Annotated in this window: 11 protein-coding genes; 6 read left to right on the forward strand and 5 right to left on the reverse strand. The window is 74.9% G+C overall.

The annotated features are described in order from the left end of the window. Positions 1-45: 45 nt before the first annotated feature. The gene (locus PV350_RS33950) at positions 46-963 is read right to left on the reverse strand and encodes an AfsA-related hotdog domain-containing protein (RefSeq protein ID WP_500337460.1); all 918 of its coding nucleotides are present in this window, start codon (positions 961-963) and stop codon (positions 46-48) included. A gap of 380 nt (positions 964-1,343) precedes the next feature. Then, positions 1,344-2,246, reverse strand: a complete 903-nt coding sequence (locus PV350_RS33955; protein ID WP_499515092.1) for a metallophosphoesterase family protein — start codon at positions 2,244-2,246, stop codon at positions 1,344-1,346. Between the two features lie 172 nt (positions 2,247-2,418). Between PV350_RS33955 and PV350_RS33960 the strand changes: the two genes are divergently transcribed. Beyond that, on the forward strand, positions 2,419-3,696 hold the full coding sequence (locus PV350_RS33960) for a nucleotidyl transferase AbiEii/AbiGii toxin family protein (protein ID WP_500337461.1): 1,278 nt from the start codon (positions 2,419-2,421) through the stop codon (positions 3,694-3,696). A 335-nt stretch (positions 3,697-4,031) separates the two neighbouring features. Here the strand turns inward: PV350_RS33960 and PV350_RS33965 are convergent, their stop codons facing one another. Next, on the reverse strand, positions 4,032-5,477 hold the full coding sequence (locus PV350_RS33965; RefSeq protein WP_499515094.1) for an MFS transporter: 1,446 nt from the start codon (positions 5,475-5,477) through the stop codon (positions 4,032-4,034). Between the two features lie 309 nt (positions 5,478-5,786). On the opposite strand from PV350_RS33965, the gene PV350_RS33970 reads away from it, so the two are divergent. Further along, positions 5,787-6,365 (forward strand): TetR/AcrR family transcriptional regulator, encoded by a 579-nt coding sequence (locus PV350_RS33970; RefSeq protein ID WP_500337462.1) that lies wholly within the window; start codon positions 5,787-5,789, stop codon positions 6,363-6,365. Positions 6,366-6,393: 28 nt separating this feature from the next. Here PV350_RS33970 and PV350_RS33975 read toward each other — a convergent pair whose 3' ends face one another. Both PV350_RS33975 and PV350_RS33980 read right to left on the reverse strand, forming a co-directional pair. Beyond that, a complete protein-coding gene (locus PV350_RS33975) occupies positions 6,394-6,933 on the reverse strand; it encodes a GNAT family N-acetyltransferase (protein WP_500337463.1) in 540 nt (179 codons plus the stop codon). Between the two features lie 211 nt (positions 6,934-7,144). Continuing rightward, complete coding sequence (locus PV350_RS33980; protein WP_500337464.1) at positions 7,145-7,825, reverse strand: TetR/AcrR family transcriptional regulator; 681 nt, start codon at positions 7,823-7,825, stop codon at positions 7,145-7,147. A 72-nt stretch (positions 7,826-7,897) separates the two neighbouring features. On the opposite strand from PV350_RS33980, the gene PV350_RS33985 reads away from it, so the two are divergent. From PV350_RS33985 to fusA, 4 genes are all read left to right on the forward strand, one after another. Further along, positions 7,898-9,007: an FAD-dependent oxidoreductase gene (locus PV350_RS33985; protein ID WP_500337465.1), complete on the forward strand. Its 1,110-nt coding sequence runs from the start codon at positions 7,898-7,900 to the stop codon at positions 9,005-9,007. A 173-nt stretch (positions 9,008-9,180) separates the two neighbouring features. Further along, positions 9,181-10,692, forward strand: coding sequence for an NlpC/P60 family protein (locus tag PV350_RS33990; RefSeq protein WP_500337466.1), 1,512 nt, complete (start codon positions 9,181-9,183; stop codon positions 10,690-10,692). Positions 10,693-10,908: 216 nt separating this feature from the next. Beyond that, positions 10,909-14,679 (forward strand): nSTAND1 domain-containing NTPase, encoded by a 3,771-nt coding sequence (locus PV350_RS33995; protein WP_500337467.1) that lies wholly within the window; start codon positions 10,909-10,911, stop codon positions 14,677-14,679. 913 nt (positions 14,680-15,592) lie between these two features. Further along, on the forward strand, positions 15,593-17,584 hold a 1,992-nt coding region (gene fusA, locus PV350_RS34000; RefSeq protein ID WP_500337468.1), incomplete at its 3' end, for an elongation factor G.

Consider the following 17,584-nt stretch of genomic DNA (forward strand, 5'->3'; position numbering starts at 1 on the left):
AGTTTTTTTTAAGAGCCAGGGGGGGTTCCGGCCCGGAGTCGTGGGTCATCGGGTGCCTCCCGCGGAGGCGCCGCGCAGCCTGCGGTACGCGGCGGGGGACATCGCGTACCCGCTGAAGCGGGCCTCGCCGACCGGACCGCCGCTCGCGCTGAACCGGACGCGGACGTCACCGCCGCAGACCGGGGGCAGGGAGTCCGTCCACAGCCGGACCCGCTCCGCGCGGCGTACGGGACGGGCGGTGGCGGCGCGCAGCGAGGCGACGACGTAGCGGCGGTCGAAGTCCACCCGGCGCGACTGGTGGCCCAACAGCGTCACGAACTGCCGCGCCGCCTCGGTGAGTTCGGTCAGCGATCGCAGCTCCACGCCGGTTCCGCCGGAGCGGGCGCGCAGATGGTGACCGCGGGGCGGGGAGAGCAACTCGGCGCTGTAGCCGCCGGGGCCGTGGTTGCGGTAGCCGGCGAGCAGGACGTTCTCGGGCCGGTGGCGGTGGACCAGTTCGGGGGCGACCATGGTGTCCCGGCGCGGCCCCCGGTCCTCGCCGGCCCGCGGTCCGGGCAGTCCCACGGCCGCCGGGCTCCCCGGGGCCGGGACGGCCACCGCGTGGATCCGTCCGTCGCAGACCGCGCGGTCCTGCTGCAGGCAGTGGACGCGCCACCCGCCGGGCGTCCCGGGCAGGGCACGTGCGGTGATCTCCACGGGGAGGTGCTTCTCGGTGAAGCGGCCGAACTCCAGCTCCAGTGCGTGGACCCGCCAGGCGGGACGGGAGTCCGCGTCCGCCCCGGCGACGCGCTCGACGAGTTCGGTGGCCCCGTCGATCAGCAGGGCCGCGGGCAGGTGGTCGAGGGGGTGGTCGAAGAAGAAGGGGTCCTGTTCGACCGTCCGCAGGCGGGCGGTCCAGGTCACCGCGGCGTCGCCGAAGCGGTGGGTGGCGCGCTCGTCCGTGGGTGCTTGTAAGACTGGCATCGGACAACAACTCCGTTGGTCTTCCCGGCGTTTCACCGTGCATGGGCAGGTTCGGTCGATCGGACCAGTTGTGTGTTGCGCGCTGGAGTCGACGCTACTACCCGTGGGTAATAACTATCGGCGGGCCGGTCGAGGCGGGTGGATTCCGGCCACGGCCCGGCTCCGGTGTTACCGGGGGTCCGCCGCCGCTGTCACCGGGCGGACGGCGGTACGGGGTGCCGCGGGGCCCTGGGGCGTGCGAGGGTCAGCGTTTGCTGTTGCGAACAAAGTTGGCGTGATCCGGGTCCTCGAACAGGACCGAATTCCCCGGGGATTTCCCTTTCGTTCGCCGCGGCGGGTGTTCGCGCCGTGACGTGCGGTGAGGCCGAGTCCTCGGGGAGTCAGTTCCCGGGTGCGGTCCAGGCGTTCGGCCCGAGCCGGTCGATGATCGTACGGAGCTGCTCCCGGTCGAGCTCGTAGATCGTCTCGCCCGCCCTCGGGTCGCGCGCGTGGAGGGTGTGGAACAAGGGCCCCCCGTGGGCGCCGATCTGGACCAGGGTGGCCGAGGCCCCCCGGACGGCACGCTCGGTGCCGGGCGGCGCGGTGAGGTCGACCCGCCCGACGACCCCCGGGGTCACCCACACCGGCACCGACTCCAGGTGCCCGGACAGCTGGAGGTGGAAGTGGCCGCACAGGATCAGCCGCACGTCCGTGCCGCGGATCGCGTCGGCCAGCTCGGCGGCGTTCCGCAGTCCCAGCGCGTGCTGCACCTCGACGTCGAGGGCGATCGGCGGATGGTGCAGCACCAGCACACTGCCCATGGGGGCCGGGGTGGCCAGGACCTCGCGGAGCCAGTCGAGCTGGGCCCCGCCGAGCAGGCCGTACCCCATGCCCGGCACGAGCGAGTCCAGGGTGATGAAGCGGAAGCCGTCGACCAGGCTCACGGCCGCCCGCTCCCCGGCGGGCGAGGTGAGCATCGCCCGGGCGTGGTTGCCGCCCTCGGGACGCAGGTGCCCGCTGCCCAGCGCCCGCGCGAAGGCACGGCGCTCGTCGTGGTTGCCGGTGCTGTAGAACACCGGTGCCCGCCGCCGCAGGGCGAAGTCCCGGACGATGTCGCGCACGGAGATGTACGCGTCCAGCGACCCGTCGTCGGCGATGTCGCCGCTGATGACGATGACGTCGATGTCCGCGACCGGCTCCAGGTCGTTCAGCAGACCGCGCAGCGACTCCCTCGCGTTGACACCACCCGCCCTCGGCGCACCGAAGCGATCGAGATGGGTGTCGGAGAGATGCAGGATCCGCATTGCGCGTACGGTACTCGGCTCGCGGCGCGACGTCACCGATCATTGCGCCGCGCAACCGGACGGCGGCCCGGACGGCGGCGCCGCGGAGCGGAACGGAGTTGCGGGGGGACGCGGCGGTTCGTGAGGCTTGGACCCGGCGACGGGAATCCGGAGAAGAGGGGGGGGCCGCGTCATGGACCGGTCGTGGAAGCGCTTCGACTGGACGGCCACCGAGGTGCCGCAGGCGCCGCTCGACCACCGGCAACGCCTTCGGGCGGGCGTGCCGTTGACACTGCGGGCCGTCCAGGACGCGCGGGCCGTGCAGCGGCCGGTGTTCGACCCGGCGTTGCAGCAGTACCCCAACGCGTACCGGGCGGCCGACCCGCGCTTCCCGGACCCCGGGGTGGAGGCGGGCTGGCTGGAGGCCCGGCGCCGGGCGACGGACCTCGTGCTCGCGGCCGTCGCGGACTCGCCGTGGGCGGAGCATCTGGTGCTGCGCGGCAGCAGGCTGCTGCGCGCCTGGTTCGGGGACGCCGCACGGGAGCCCGGCGACCTGGACTTCGTCGTCGTGCCGCGGGAGTGGCGGATCGAGGAGCCGCGCACGACCGGGCTGTTCGAGGGCATCGCCCGCGCGGCCGGGCACGTCTCCGCGTCCGGGCCGGTACGGATCGCCGCCGCGGACGCGGTCGCCGAGGACATCTGGACGTACGACCGCGTGCCCGGGCGCCGGCTCGTCCTGCCGTGGACGGCGGACGGGCTGCCCGGCGGGATCGTCCAGCTCGACGTCGTCTTCAACGAGCGGCTGCCCACACCGCCGGAGCGCTTCCCGCTCCCCGCCCTGTCGGCGGGCGGCCCGCAGGCAGCGGTGCTCGGGGTCTCCCCGGAACTGTCGCTGGCGTGGAAGCTGATGTGGCTGGTCAGCGACAGGCATCCGCAGGGCAAGGACCTGTACGACGCGGTGCTGCTCGCCGAGTCCTGCCGGCTGCGGCCGGAGGTGCTGCGTGACGTCTTCCTCGACGCCGAGGGCTGGTACGCGCTGCACCCCGTCACCGCGGACGCGCTCGGGGACCTGGTCCCGGAGGTGGAGTGGCGGCACTTCGCGGCGGAGTACCCCCGGCTCGGCGGCGATGCGGCCGCGTACGGCCGCCGCCTGACCGCGGCCCTGGCCCCGACGTTCGACGCCGCCCCGCAGGGCCCCGCCCTGCGGGCCTGGTGGATGGCGCCCTGGCTCGCCGAGTACCGCGGCGTCCACGAGCGCGAGGGCATGGCGGGCATGCAGAGGCGGCTGGCCGCCGAGGTGGGTCCGCCGGCCGCCGTCGTCATCACCCGCCACGTGCTCGGCCCCGGGCGGTGCAGCCCCGAGGACGCCCTCGCCATCATGCTGGCCGACCCGGCCTGGTCCCAGTGGGTCGAGCTCTACGAACAGCACCCGAAGTGGCGGCGGGAGCACCTGTCCGAACCGGGGGAGTGACGGCCGGCTCCCCGCCGGGGGGCCGGTGGCCGCGGTACGGGCGCGTTGCGCGCCCGAGTGTGGGGTCGGCTGCGTGCGCCCGATGCCACGGGTCCGGTTTCGCCGGGGCCCGGCACATGGTGCGCCGGGCGGTGGCGCGGAACGAGGAGCACCGCCGAAGGGCCGAAGGGGTCTTGGCGGCGCGGTACTTGGCCGAGCAGGCGGCGAGCGATGGCGGGTATGGGCGCGCGCTCCTGCCTGCGGCGGGCTGGGCCCGGGGCCGGTTGGTGATCGCGGGCACGGGCGGGTGCGACGGCCTGCGTGAGGCGCCGCACCCGCCCGCCCGGGGGTGTCCGTCAGCCGCGGGCGCCGGACGCCACGGGTTCGGCTTCCGCCGGGGCCGGCGCGGTCGCGGTCGCGGCGTGGCGGGCGGTGGCGCGGTGGACCGGGACGAGGAGCGCGGCCAGGGCGGCCGCCAGGCAGAGCACCGCCAGCAGGCTGAACGCGTGGGTGTAGCCGGAGGCGTAGGGCAGGCCGGAGGGCTGGAGCCGGCTGGTGACGAGCACGCTGGTGACCGCGGCGCCGATGGAACCGCCGATCGTGCGGATGTTGGCGTTCATGCCGCTCGCGGCGCCGGTCTGCTCGGCCGGGACGCTGCGCACGATCAGGTTGGCCATCGAGGCGAAGGCGAGGCCGATGCCGAGGCCGAAGATGCCGGCCGCGAAGGCCACCTGCCACTGCTGGTCGTGCCAGGCGGCGAGGAAGCCGCAGGCCACGGCGCCCAGCGCGGCACCCGCCGTGAGCAGGCGCTTCGCGCCGACCACGGGCTCCAGGCGGCCGCTGAGGACGCCGGAGAGGAACATCGCCACCAGCATCGGCAGCATCAGCAGTCCGGCCCCCGTCACGCTGGCGCCGAAGCCGTAGCCCGCGGCGCTCGGGGTCTGGGCGAAGCCGGGGAGGAAGGACCAGATCGAGTACATGCCCGCGCCGAAGAGGAGACCGGCGGCGTTGGTGGTCCACACGGCGCGCAGCCGCATGATGCGCAGGTCGATCAGGGGGTGGCGGGAACGGGCCTCGGCCGTCAGCCACAGGGCGAACAGGACGACCGCGGTGGCGAACAGGACGAGGGCGCGGCCGGAGGTCCAGCCCCACTGGGTGGCCTGGCTGAGCGGCAGCAGCAGCGCCACGAGCCAGCCCGACAGGAGGACGGCGCCGAGCCAGTTGACGCGTCCCTCGGCCCGGCTCGGGGACTCGGGCACGTAGCGGAAGGCGATCAGCGCGGTGATCGCGACGACGCCGACGGGCAGCCAGAACAGCCAGCGGTAGTCGAGCGCAGAGACGATCGGGCCGGCCGCCACGATGCCGACGCCGCCGCCCGCGGCGATGACGGCGGACAGGTTGCTGATGCTCGGGCCCACCTCGCTCGCGGTGAACTCGTCCCGGATGATCCCGAAGGACAGCGGGAACAGCGCGCCGCCGATGCCCTGGATGACGCGGGCGATGATCAGTACGCCGATGGACGGCGCGAGCGCGGCGAGCAGGCAGCCGAGCGTCAGGACCACCAGGACGGCGACGAGCGTGCGCTTCTTGCCGACCAGGTCGCCGACCCGGCCGAGGATGGGGGTGAAGACCGAGGCGGACAGCAGGTAGGCCGTCATCACCCAGGTCGCGGTGGACTGCGAGGTGTGCAGGGCGTGCTGGACGGTCGGCAGGGCCGGCGCGATCAGCGACTGGAGCATGGAGAACACGCCCGCACCGGTCGCGAGGACCGCGAAGGTGAGGCGGGTGGACTTGCGTGGCATGGAAAGCCTCTCCGATTCCGAACGGGGGCGTGGCCGGGACCGTCCGGCCGTGGTCGTACGGGCCGCGTGGGCAGCCTGGGAGACGGTGACCGCGCGCGGCGGCCGCCGGGGAAAGCCTGGGAAAGCCGGGGGACGGGCGATGCGTCGGCGCAGGGCCCGTGGAAGGGGTCACACCGGGGTGCGTACGCCTGACCGCCGCGTGCCGGGCACGCGGCGACGGGAACGACACCCCGACTGGTAAAGTGGAGGTATGCCTCCACTGTAGCGGAGGCCACCCTCCACTTCAAACGTTCCGGTCAGGAGGCAGCAGTGACGGCCGACACGTTCCCCGTCAGCGCGATCGTCGCGTCCCAGCGCCCGCACCGCAGGGACGCGGCGCGCAACTACGACGCCCTGCTCGCGGCCGCCCGCGAGGCCTTCGCCGAGAACGGCGCCGAGGCCTCGCTGGAGGACATCGCCCGTCGCGCGGGCGTGGGCATCGCCACCCTCTACCGGAACTTCCCCACCCGGCGGCACCTCTTCGAGTCCGTCTACGCGGACGAGGTCAACGACCTGTGCCGGGTCGCCCAGGAGGTCGCCGACCACGAGCCGTGGGAGGCGCTCACCTCCTGGCTGGGCCGCTTCGTCGACTACACCGTCACCAAGCGCGCCATCCGCGAGGCCCTCAACAACGAGTCCGACGTCTTCCTGGCCTGCCGCGACTCCATGTTCCAGGCCGGCGGCCCGCTCTTCGACCGCGCCCAGCAGGCCGGCGAGGCACGCGCCGACATCTCCTTCGACGACCTGCTCCGCATGGTCTCCGGCATCTCCGCGACGCACTTCGCGGACGACGCCCAGCGCGACCGCATCCTCTCCGTCGCCCTCGACGGCGTCCGCGTCCGCCGCTGAACCGCGGCGGACGCGCCGCAGGCGCCGGTCAGCCGCCCGGTCGCGGCGCGGCGTAGGCGCGGACGGCCACCCGCCGGTCCGGGCCCCACCGCTGCTCGACGGTGGCCAGCAGCGTCCATCCCAGCCGCTCGTACAGGGCGGCCGCGGCCGTGTCCGACGCGACGACGTCGAGCACCGGGTGCAGGCCGCGCAGCCGCGCCTCCTCGACGGCCGCGGCCATCAGCAGCGCCCCGATGCCATGGCCCCGGGCCCCCGGGGCGACGAACAGCCGGCCCACGACCGCGGTCGCTCCGGCAGCCGCGCCCTCGCGGGCGCTCCACAGTCCCGGCGCGGCGTCGCTCCCGCTGCCCGCCCCGAGGCCGACGTGGCCCACGACGACACCGTCCGACTCGGCGACCCACGCGGCGAGCGGCGCCGCCCCGGAGAGCCACGCGGCCGGTGCGGCGGGCCAGTCGACCGGGTAGCCGTCCCGGTCGTGGACCGCGGCGAGCACCCGCACGCACGCGTCGAGGTCGCCCTCCTCCCGCCGCCGGACCCGGATCGCCGCACCTGCCCTCGCCTCGTCCACCCGGGAATGCAACCACAGGTCGCGCGGGCGGCCGCGCGGCGGCGGCCCGGCCGCCCGGGAGCGGCACCCGTACGGCGAGATCAAGACAAGTGCCCGCCGTGACGCGGGCGGCGGCTCCCCGGCGCGGGCAATCCACCCCATTCCGTGAGGACTTCGTGCACACGACCCGCGCACGAACCCACGCCCTGCGCGGACCCGCTCCGGCCGTGCGTCACCTCGAGATGCGGGCCTCGATGCCGTCGAGCAGGAAGTCGAGGCCGATCCGGAAGGTGTGGTCGGCGTCCAGGTGGGCGGCGTCGCGCACCACCGTGGCCAGCGCGGGGAATCGGCCGGTGGCGAACGTCCGCTCCAGGTAGGGCCCGAGTGAGGCCTGCCAGCGCGTCTCGTCCATCCCGGTGGCCCGCTCGGCGCGCCGCTCGGCGACCTCACGGCGCACCGCGCCGATCGCGTACGCGTTGACCGCGGCGACCACCGGCATGACGGCGTCCACGTCGACCCCGCCCAGTGCGGCCACCACGGTCTCCCCACTGGCCAGCGCGTTCGGCCCGAGCTGGGGTCGGCCGCCCAGCAGATCGGCGAGCCATTCGTGCTCGTGGGCGGCGTGCCGGGTGGCTTCGGCAAGGGACCGGAGCACCTCCCGCCAGCCGTCCCCGACCGGCCGGATCTCGGCGTGGACGGCGTCGACCATGAGGTCGAGCAACTCCTCCTTGCTCGCGATGTAGCCGTACAGCCGCATCGGACGGACGTCCAGCGCGGTGGCGACCTTGCGCAGCGACACCGCGTCCAGGCCCTCCGCGTCGGCCAGTTGGATCGCCGCCCGCACGATCCGCTCCCGGCTCAACGGGGCCGGCACAGGTCGATTCGGTGGCTCCGGCCTCTCCCACACCAACATGCCGCTCACCATACATCGCCTCGGACCGATACAGTGTATCGATCCGTACGGCGTATCGAAGGAGAAGCGGCCATGACCATCGCCATCGTCGGAGCCGGCCTCGGCGGCCTGGCTCTCGCCCGTGTGCTGCACGTGAACGGCATGGATTCCGTCGTGTACGAACGTGAGTCGTCCCGCGGTGCGCGCGGTCAGGGCGGCATGCTCGACATCCACTCCGGCCAGCGGGCGCTGCGCGAGGCCGGTCTGATCGACCGGTTCCACGCGATCGCCCGTGGTGAAGGCCAGGACATGCGTCTTCTCGAGCCGGACGGCACCCTGCTGCTCCAGGAGGACACGCCCGACGACGCCCCGCTCGCGCGACCCGAGGTCGACCGCGCCGATCTGCGCGACCTGCTGCTGGACTCCCTCCCCGACGACGTGGTGCGCTGGGGGCACGCGTTCCAATCCGCCGGCAACGGCCTGCTGCACTTCGCCGACGGCAGCAGTGCGGCGTACGACCTGCTGGTCGGCGCGGACGGCGCGCAGTCCCGGGTCCGCCCGCTGCTCACCGACGCCCGCCCGGTGCACATGGGCCAGAACGTCGTCGAGGTCGGCATCCCCGACATCGACCGCACGCACCCCGACCTCGCGGCGATGGTCGGGCGCGGCAACTACTGGGTGCTCGGCAACGGACTGTCCCTGGCGGCACAGCGCAACGGCGACGGCCGCGTTCGCATCGGCCTCAGTTTCTACAACACCCCCGAGGACTGGTTCGCCACCAGCGGCATCCCGTTCGACGACCCGGCCGCCGCCCGGGCGCGGCTGATCGACCTGCTCCCCGGCTGGGACCCGCGGTTCACCGCGTTGATCGCGGCCTGCGACGACACGGTCGTCCCGCGGTCGATCACCACTCTCCCGGTCGGCCTGACCTGGCCGTCGACGCCGGACGTCACGCTGGTCGGCGATGCCGCGCACGTGATGCCGCCGGTGGGGGAGGGCGCCAACATGGCGCTGCTCGACGGCGCCCTGCTCGGTCTCGCGCTGGCCGCGCACCCGGACGACTTCCCCGCCGCCGTCGAGGAATACGAGCGCGAGATGTTCGAACGCACCAGCGCTGCCGCCCGGATGTCCGCGGACATCCAGGAACTGCTGATGTCGCCGGACGCCGGCAAGAAGATGCTCGCGTTCTTCCAACCCAGCTGAACGCGACCGCATACGGTCACGCGGCCGACCTCGCCCACCAGGGGTTTTCCGGCCTTGAGGCGAAGAGGAAACGGGAAACCCCTGGTGCCGGCGGTCCGTCCGGGGTCACCGTGAGGGCCGACACGCGACCGAGGGCGGCGCCGGGCGCCGCCCCGTCTTTGGGGGAAGACCGCATGAGAGCACGACGCTGGGGAGGCGGGCTGGTCGCCGCCGTGGTGACCGCCCTGCTCCTCGCGCTCGTCCCGGCCGCCGCCGCGCACGCGGCCGGGACCGGAGAGCAGAACTGGTGCAGCCTGCAGGGCATCGCCTCCGACGAGGCGCACCGGGCGGTGGACGCGGCCTGCCAGGAGTGGCGCAACCGCACGCTGTACACGTGGGGCGGCGGGCACGGTCCCGCGCCCGGCATCAGTTACGGCACCATCGACATCCACGACCTGGAAGAGACCTGGAACGACCCGTACACGCGCGGCTTCGACTGCTCGGGGTTCGTCCGCTGGGCCTGGTACAAGGCCGTCGGGTGGGACATCCTCGGCGGCGGCACCGCCGAGGCGATGTACCGGAGCGCCGGGCGCACCTACCAGGCGGTGCACGGCAGCGGGGGCGGCAAGCCGGCCGTCTCCGACCTGGAGCCGGGGGACATCGTCTTCACCGGGGTCGGCGGCACGGTCGACAGCATCAGCCACGTGATGCTCTACCTCGGCGGCGGCTACGTCGTGGAGGCGTACCAGTCGCAGCACCCCGTCCGGGTGATCGACATCAACGCGCGCATCGACAACAACCGCCTGGTCGGGGTGGCGCGCATGCCGCAGGGCGGCCCCTTCACCGAGCCGCCCGGCTACGACGGCACCCTCCAGGTGACCTGGGGCACCGACGTGGCCGTACGGCAGCACCCCAACAAGACGGCGGCGCTGGTGACCCGGCTGTCCGGGCCGGACCTGGTGTACGCCACGTGCCAGCAGCACGGGGAGACCGTCACCGCCGAGGGCTACACCAACGACGCCTGGACGTACCTGTCCAACCGCGGCGGCTGGATCAGCAACATCTACCTGAGGGGGCCGGCCTGGCTGCCGGAGGTGCCCGCCTGCACCGGCTCCGCCTACGACCCGCAGACCGGTTCCGGGGGCGGCGGCGACGTCTCGCAGGGCGGCGCCTTCAGCACCTGGGGCACCGGAGTGGCGGTCCGCTCGGAACCGTCCACGACCACCGGCACCACGGTGGCCCGGCTGGCCGGCCCGACGAGCGTCGCCGTGAGCTGCCAGACGCACGCGCAGACCGTGACGTCCGAGGGGTACACCAACGACGCCTGGTCCTACCTGCCGCAGTACGGCGGCTGGGTCACCAACATCTACATGCGCGGCGACGCCTGGCTGGCCGGGGTCCCCGCCTGCGACGGCAAGGGCACCTCCACGCCGGCCGGGGCGAGCCCGTACGGCACCTGGGGCACCGGCGTGGCGATCCACAGCTACCCCTCCGCCGGGTCCGCCGTGGTGGCCCGGCTGGCGGGTCCGACCGACGTGGCCGTGTCCTGCCAGAAGCACGCGGAGCAGGTGACGGCCGAGGGCTACACCAACGACGTCTGGTCGTACCTCCCGCAGTACCAGGGCTGGATCACCAACATCTACATGCGCGGCGACGCCTGGCTGTCCGGCGTGCCGAGCTGCGGCGCCCCGGGCGGCGCCATCTGAGCGACCCCGGTCCGCCACGGCCGGCGTGGTCCCACCGCTCACGGGGGCGGTGGGGCCCGCCGGCCCGTGGCCATTTCTCGACCGTGCGCACCCCTTCGCCCGCGACCCTGGGAACCACGCCCCGCCCCGCGCACTCCTCACCTTCCGACGGGCACGCCGGCGGGGCGGCCGGGGACAGGGGACGGCGCCCTCCGCGCCGTACGCGGCGGGGACGGGATGGACCGGACACCACACAGGCCGATCGAGCCCTTCGGCCGGGCACTGCGCGAACTGCGCCTGGAGCGGGGCCTGTCGCTGTCGGCGCTGGCCCGGCGCACCCACTACAGCAAGGGGTACCTGAGCAAGATCGAGACGGGTGGCAAGCCGGTCAACGCCGACGTCGCCCGGCGCTGCGACGAGGCACTGGAGGCCGGCGGGACGCTGCTCGCCCTGCTGCCGCCCGAGTCCGGGGCGCGAAGTGCCCGCCTTTCAGAGGTCGATGACGAGGTATCACCTTGCCCCTATCCCGGGCTGTCCGCCTACGGCGCCGAGGACGCGGGGCGCTTCTTCGGCCGTGAACGCGCCGTCGCGGACCTGGTGGAACGCCTCGGGCGACGGGCCGGCCAGGGCCCGCTGGCCGTGGTCGCCCCCTCCGGGGCCGGGAAGTCCTCGCTGCTGCGGGCCGGGCTGCTCCCCGCCCTGGCCGACGGCCCGTACGGCCGGTGGCCGGTCGCCTTCTGCACCCCCACCGCGCGGCCCCTGGACTGCCTCGGGCACGCGATGGAGCAGGCCCTGGGGCCCGCCGCGGGCGGAACGCCGCAGGACACGGGCGAACAGGCGCCGGCCTCCGCACGCGCCGCCGCCCTCGTCGCCGCGCCGCGCGGAGGATGCGTCGTCGTGGTGGACCAGTTCGAGGAGACGTTCACGCTCTGCGACGACGAGGCCGAGCGGCGCTCCTTCATCGCCGCCCTCACCGGGCTCGCCGCGTCCGGTGACGCCCTCGTCGTCCTCGGGATCCGGGCCGACGTCACCGGACGCTGCCTGGAGTACCCCGCGCTCGTCCCCGTCATCAGCGACGGGCTGTTCGCGCTGGGCGCGATGAGCCCGGACGAGCTGCGCGAATGCATCGTGCGCCCGGCGCGCGAGGAGGGCACCGAGCTCGAACCGGGCCTGGTGGAGGTCCTGTTGCGGGACCTGGGCGCCGCGGAGTCCCCGGAGTCCCCGGGGCACCCGGCGGGTGCCGTCCGGCCCGGCGGCGACCCCGGGGCGCTGCCGCTGCTCGCGCACGCCCTGATGGCCACCTGGCGGCAGCGCGCGGGCCGCACCATGACCGTCGAGGGCTACCTCGCGGCGGGCGGCATCCACGGCTCCGTCGCCACCGCCGCCGAGGCGCTGTTCACCGCCCTGTCCCCGGCCGAGCAACTGGCCGCCCGCAGACTGCTGCTGCGGCTGGTCCGGGTCGGCGAGGACAACGAGCAGTCGCGGCGCCCCCGCGACACCGCCGACCTGCTGGACGGGCTGCCGGACGCCACCGCCGCCCGTACCGCGCTCGACTCCTTCGTCGCCGCACGCCTGCTGACCGTCGGCACCGACCACGTCGAGATCGTCCACGAGGCGCTGCTGCGGGCCTGGCCGCGCCTGCGCACCTGGATCCACGCCGCCCGCGCGGATCTCCTGCTGCACCAGCAACTCGCCGCGGCCGCGCGCGAATGGGAACGCGAAGGCCGCGACCCCGCCCTGCTCCACCGCGGCACACGACTGGCCGCCGCCCGCGAGTGGGCCGCGGGCCCCGGCCGCCGCGACGGCGAACTCGCCCCCGTGGAGACGGACTTCCTCGCCGCGGCCGCCCACGAGGAGGACCTGCGGCGCACCCTCGTACGGCGCCGGGCCCGGCAGCAGCGGACCGGGCTCGTCGTGCTCGCCGTCCTGCTGGTGCTGGCGGTACTGGCGGGCGGCGTCGCCGTCGAGCAGCGGCTCGGCGCCGACCGGCAGCGCGCCACGGCGCTCTCCCAGGCGATGGCCGCCCGCTCCGCCGAACTGGCCGCCGGGCGGCCGGAGGCCGCGATGCTGCTGGCCGAGGCCGCCTACCGCACCGCCCCCACCACCGAGGCCCGCAGCGCCCTGCTCAGCACCCAGGCCAACGCCTTCGCCGGGCGGCTGACCGGCCACACGGCCGCCGTGAACGCGGTGGTGTTCTCCCCGGACGGCCAGCTGCTGGCGTCGGCGGGCTCCGACCGGACGGTACGGCTGTGGGACGTCGCCGGGCGGACCGCGGCGGGCGTCCTCACCGGCCACCGCGGCCCCGTCCGGTCGGTCGCCTTCTCCCCGGACGGCCGCACGCTGGCTTCGGCGAGTTCCGACGGCACCCTGCGGCTGTGGTCCGTGCCGGAGCGCCGGACGATCGCCGTGCTGACGGAACATCAAGGGCCGGTGCGTGCCGTGGCATTCGCACCCGACGGCCGCACGCTGGCCTCGGGCGGAGCCGACGGCACCGTACGACTGTGGGACGCCTCGACCGGACGCCGGAAGGCCGTCCTCACCGGGCACACCGACGAGGTCCTCGCGCTGGCCTACCGCCCCGGCGGCCGGACGCTCGCCTCCGCGGGCGCCGACCGCACGGTGCGCCTGTGGGACACCCGGACCCGCCGGAGCACGGCCGTGCTGCGCGACCACAACGGCGACGTGCTCGCCCTCGCCTTCAGCCCGGACGGTCGCACCCTCGCCAGCGGCGGCGCGGACCGCACCGTGCGCCTGCGGGACGTCACCGCGCCGCGCCGCACCACCACCCTCGCCGGGCACGACGACGACGTGAACGGGCTCGCCTTCGGGCCCGGCGGCCACACGGTCGTCTCCGCGGGCGGCGACGGCACCGTCATCCGCTGGGACGTCCACACCCACCTGCCCGTCGAAACCCTCACCGGCCACACCGACTACGTGCTCTCCGTCGCCGTGGCCGCCCACGGCGACCTCCTCGCCACCGCGGGCTTCGACCGCACCGTCGTCCTGTGGGACCTCAGCCGCAGCACGCTGGGCGCCTCACCCGTCACCGAGGTGTGGAAGGCCGCCTACGCCCCCGACGGGCGCACCCTGGCCTCGGCCGGCGGCGACGGCACCGTACGGGTCTGGGACATGGCGCGCCACGCCCCCGCGTACACCCTCACCGGGCACAGCGGCCCCGTGTACGACGTCGGCTTCAGCCCCGACGGCCGGCTGCTCGCCTCCGCGGGCGCCGACCGCACCGTACGGCTGTGGGACACCCGGACCCGGCGGAGCCGCGCCGTGCTGCGCGGCCACGACGGCGCCGTCTTCGCGCTCGCCTTCAGCCCCGACGGGCACACCCTCGCCACCGGCGGCGCCGACCGCACGGTGCGCCTGTGGGACACCGCGAGCGGGCGCCGCACGGCCACCCTCACCGGGCACACCGACTTCGTGAACTGCCTCGCCTTCAGCCGCGACGGCCGACTGCTGGCCAGCGGCAGCGACGACCTGACGCTCCGCCTGTGGCACCCCACGACGGGGCGCCGCGGCTCCGTCCTGACCGGTCACACCGGCTCCGTGCGCGGCGTCGTCTTCGCCCCGGACGGCCGGACCCTCGCCAGCAGCGGCAACGACGGCACCGTCCGCCTGTGGGACGTCCCGCGGGCCCGCGCCGCAGGGGTCCTCACCAGCCACACCGGGTCCGTCCGGGGCGTCGCCTTCTCACCCGACGGCCGCACCCTCGCCAGCAGCGGCAACGACCGCACCGTACGGCTGTGGGACCCGGCGGCACGGAGCCTGACCGCCACCCTCACCGGGCACACCCGCGCCGCGTGGAGCGTCGCCTTCAGCCCCGACGGCGCGACCGTGGCCAGCGCCGGCAACGACGGCACGATCCGCCTCTGGGACCCGGACGTCCGCCACCGCACCACCGTGCTCTGCCGCCTCGCCGGCCCCTCCGCTCCGGCCCGCTGGCGGCACCTGCTGCCCGGCTACGCCTGGCCGGGCGCCTGCGGTTCGGCCGGCGGCTGAGTGCCGGGTGGCTTTCGAGGGCCGGCCTCCCGGCATGAAGCGGCCCAACTGGCAGGTGGGCCTCCCCGGTTCGCTGGCCCGTCACGGCGGCGGCGCGGGGCCGCGTGGCTCCCGGTCGGCAAACGCCTTCCAGGCTGCGGACCGTGTCCGTGCGGAGTGGTCGTACCGGCACGCTGCTCCCCGCGTCCGTGGCGGTGAAGCCGGGGGAAGGGTTCCGCCGGGCCGGGACCCGGACGGAGCATGCGTGCGGGTGGCGGTGGCGGTGGGGGGCCTGACCGTCCTGGGCCCGCCGCAACGGCGGTGGCGCGGTGGCGGAGCCTGCATCCGAGGGGCCCGCGCAGCGGGCCCTGATGGCCTTCCGTCAGGTAGAGCGCGGCCCGTGGCGGCACAACTCCGCAGGGCGCGTGAAGCCCGCTCGATCCGCACCCGTCGCCGGGCGGTACCGGTCCTCGACCGAGTGCACGGGTCGCGCACGCCCTCTCGTACCGCTGCTCACGGTCCGCACGCGCCGATGTCGTGGCACCGGTAACCGTCGGGGGCGCGACGATGCGGCGGCAGCGGGGACGGTTCAGGCCTCCCCGGGAAAACCCGGTGCTTCCGTCGCGTCCCGCTCACTACACTCGCGTTGATCGCGCGCCGCCCGACACCGTGGCGCGCTCCGTGACGAACGAAGGGAGCCCGGCCGTGCGTTGCCGCACCGCAGCCGTCGTGCCCCCGTCACGCCACGAGGTGATCCTGGTGTCTTCGCAGGCCCGGTGCCCGCTGCGCGGCCGGCACCGGAAGTCCGCGACGACCATCTGACCCCCTGCACCGGCGCAGCCGGGGCCGACGGCCGGGTACGCCCTGCCGCACACGGGGGCATCGCGGGAATCGCGCCGCCCACTGTTCGGATCACCCGAAAGGCCACCGGGCCATGCGCACCGTCAATCCGCTGACCGCCGTCCGCAACCTGGGCATCCTCGCCCACGTCGACGCGGGCAAGACCACCGTCACCGAACGGATCCTCTACCTCACCGGCGCCACCCACAAGCGCGGCGAGGTACACGACGGCACGACCGTCACCGACTTCGACCCGCAGGAGCGCGACCGCGGCATCACCATCTTCGCCGCCGCCGTGAGCTGCGACTGGGACGGCCACCGGCTCAACCTGATCGACACCCCGGGCCACGTCGACTTCTCCGACGAGGTGGAGCGCTCCCTGCGCGTCCTGGACGGTGCGGTCGCCGTCTTCGACGCCGTCGCGGGCGTGGAGCCGCAGAGCGAGTCGGTGTGGCGGCGGGCCGACCGGCACGGCGTGCCGCGGATCGCGTTCGTCAACAAGCTGGACCGCGCCGGCGCCGACCTCGACGCCGCTGTCGGTTCGCTGCGCGAGCGGCTGCACACCGTGCCGCTCGTCGTCCAGCTGCCGATCGGGCGTGAGGACGGCTTCACGGGCGTCGTGGACCTGCTGCGCATGCGCGCCCTGGTGTGGGCCGACGGCCACGGCACGTACGCCGAGGGCCCGGTGCCGGAGGACTTGCGCGAGGAGGCGCTGCGGCGCCGCCGTGTGCTGGAGGAGACGGTGGCGGAGCTGCACGCGGCCGCGTTCGAGGAGTTCTGCGAACGGTCGGTGCTGTCGGAGGCGGCGCTGCGCTCCGCGCTGCGCGACCTGACGCTGTCGGGCGACGGCGTCGTGGTGCTGTGCGGCTCGGCGTACCGCAACCGCGGGATCGAACCGCTCCTGGAGGCCGTCGTCGACTACCTGCCGTCGCCGCTGGACGTCCCGGCGGTGCGCCAGGCGGCCGACCCTGCGGCGCCGTTCGCGGCGCTGGTGTTCAAGGTGAACGTCACCGCCACCGGGCGGCTGACCTACCTGCGGGTGTACGAGGGGACGATCAGGAAGGGGGACGCCGTGCTGGACACGCGCGCCGGACGCACCGAGCGGATCGGCCGGATCCTGCGGGTGCAGGCCGACCGGCACGTCGACGTCGACGCCGCGGTCGCCGGGGACATCGTCGCGGTGGTCGGGGTCAAGTCCGCCGCCGCGGGCGCGACCCTGTGCGCCCCGGGGGCACCCCTGGTCCTCGAACCGCCGTCCGTGGCCGAGCCCGTCGTCTTCGTCGCGGTCGAGGCCGCCCGCAACACCGACACCGACCGCCTGGCCGTGGCCCTGGCCCGGCTGGCCGAGGAGGACCCCTCGCTGGCCGTGCGGACCGACCCCGAGACGGGGCAGACCGTCCTGTCCGGCATGGGCGAACTGCACCTGGAGGTAGCGGTGGAGAAGATCCGCCGCGAGCGGGGGCTGGACGTCCGCGTCGGACGGCCGCAGGTCGCCTACCGGGAGACGCTCGTGCGCGGCGTGTCGGGGCTGGTCTTCCGGCACGTCAAACAGGAGGGCGGTGCGGGGCAGTTCGCGCACGTCGTCCTGGACGTCGAGCCGTACGGGGAGGCCGCGTTCGCGTTCGTCTCGACGGTCGTCGGCGGGCGGGTGCCGAAGGAGTTCGTCCGCGCGGTCGAGGCCGGCTGCCGGGACGCCCTCGCCGAGGGCCCCCTCGGCGGCCACCCCGTCACGGGCGTGCGGGTCACCCTGACCGACGGCGCCACGCACTCCCGCGACTCCTCCGAGACGGCCTTCCGCACCGCGGGCCGCCTCGGGCTGCGGGAGGCGCTGCGCAGCGGCGTCATGGCCCTGCTCGAACCGGTCGTCGAGCTCACGGTCACCGTCCCCGACGCCGCCGTGGGCACCGTCCTCGGCGACCTCGCCGCTCGCCGTGGCCGCGTCACGGGCTCGACGACGCGCTCCGGCACGGCGGTCGTCACGGCGACGGTGCCGCTGGCCGAACTGTTCGGCTACGCGACCCGCCTGCGCAGCCGTACCCAGGGCCGCGGCACCTTCACCGCCCGCCCCGCCGGGTACGCCCCGGCC

It is taken from the genome of Streptomyces sp. PA03-6a (genome assembly GCF_033792765.1).
Classification (GTDB): Bacteria; Actinomycetota; Actinomycetes; order Streptomycetales; family Streptomycetaceae; genus Actinacidiphila.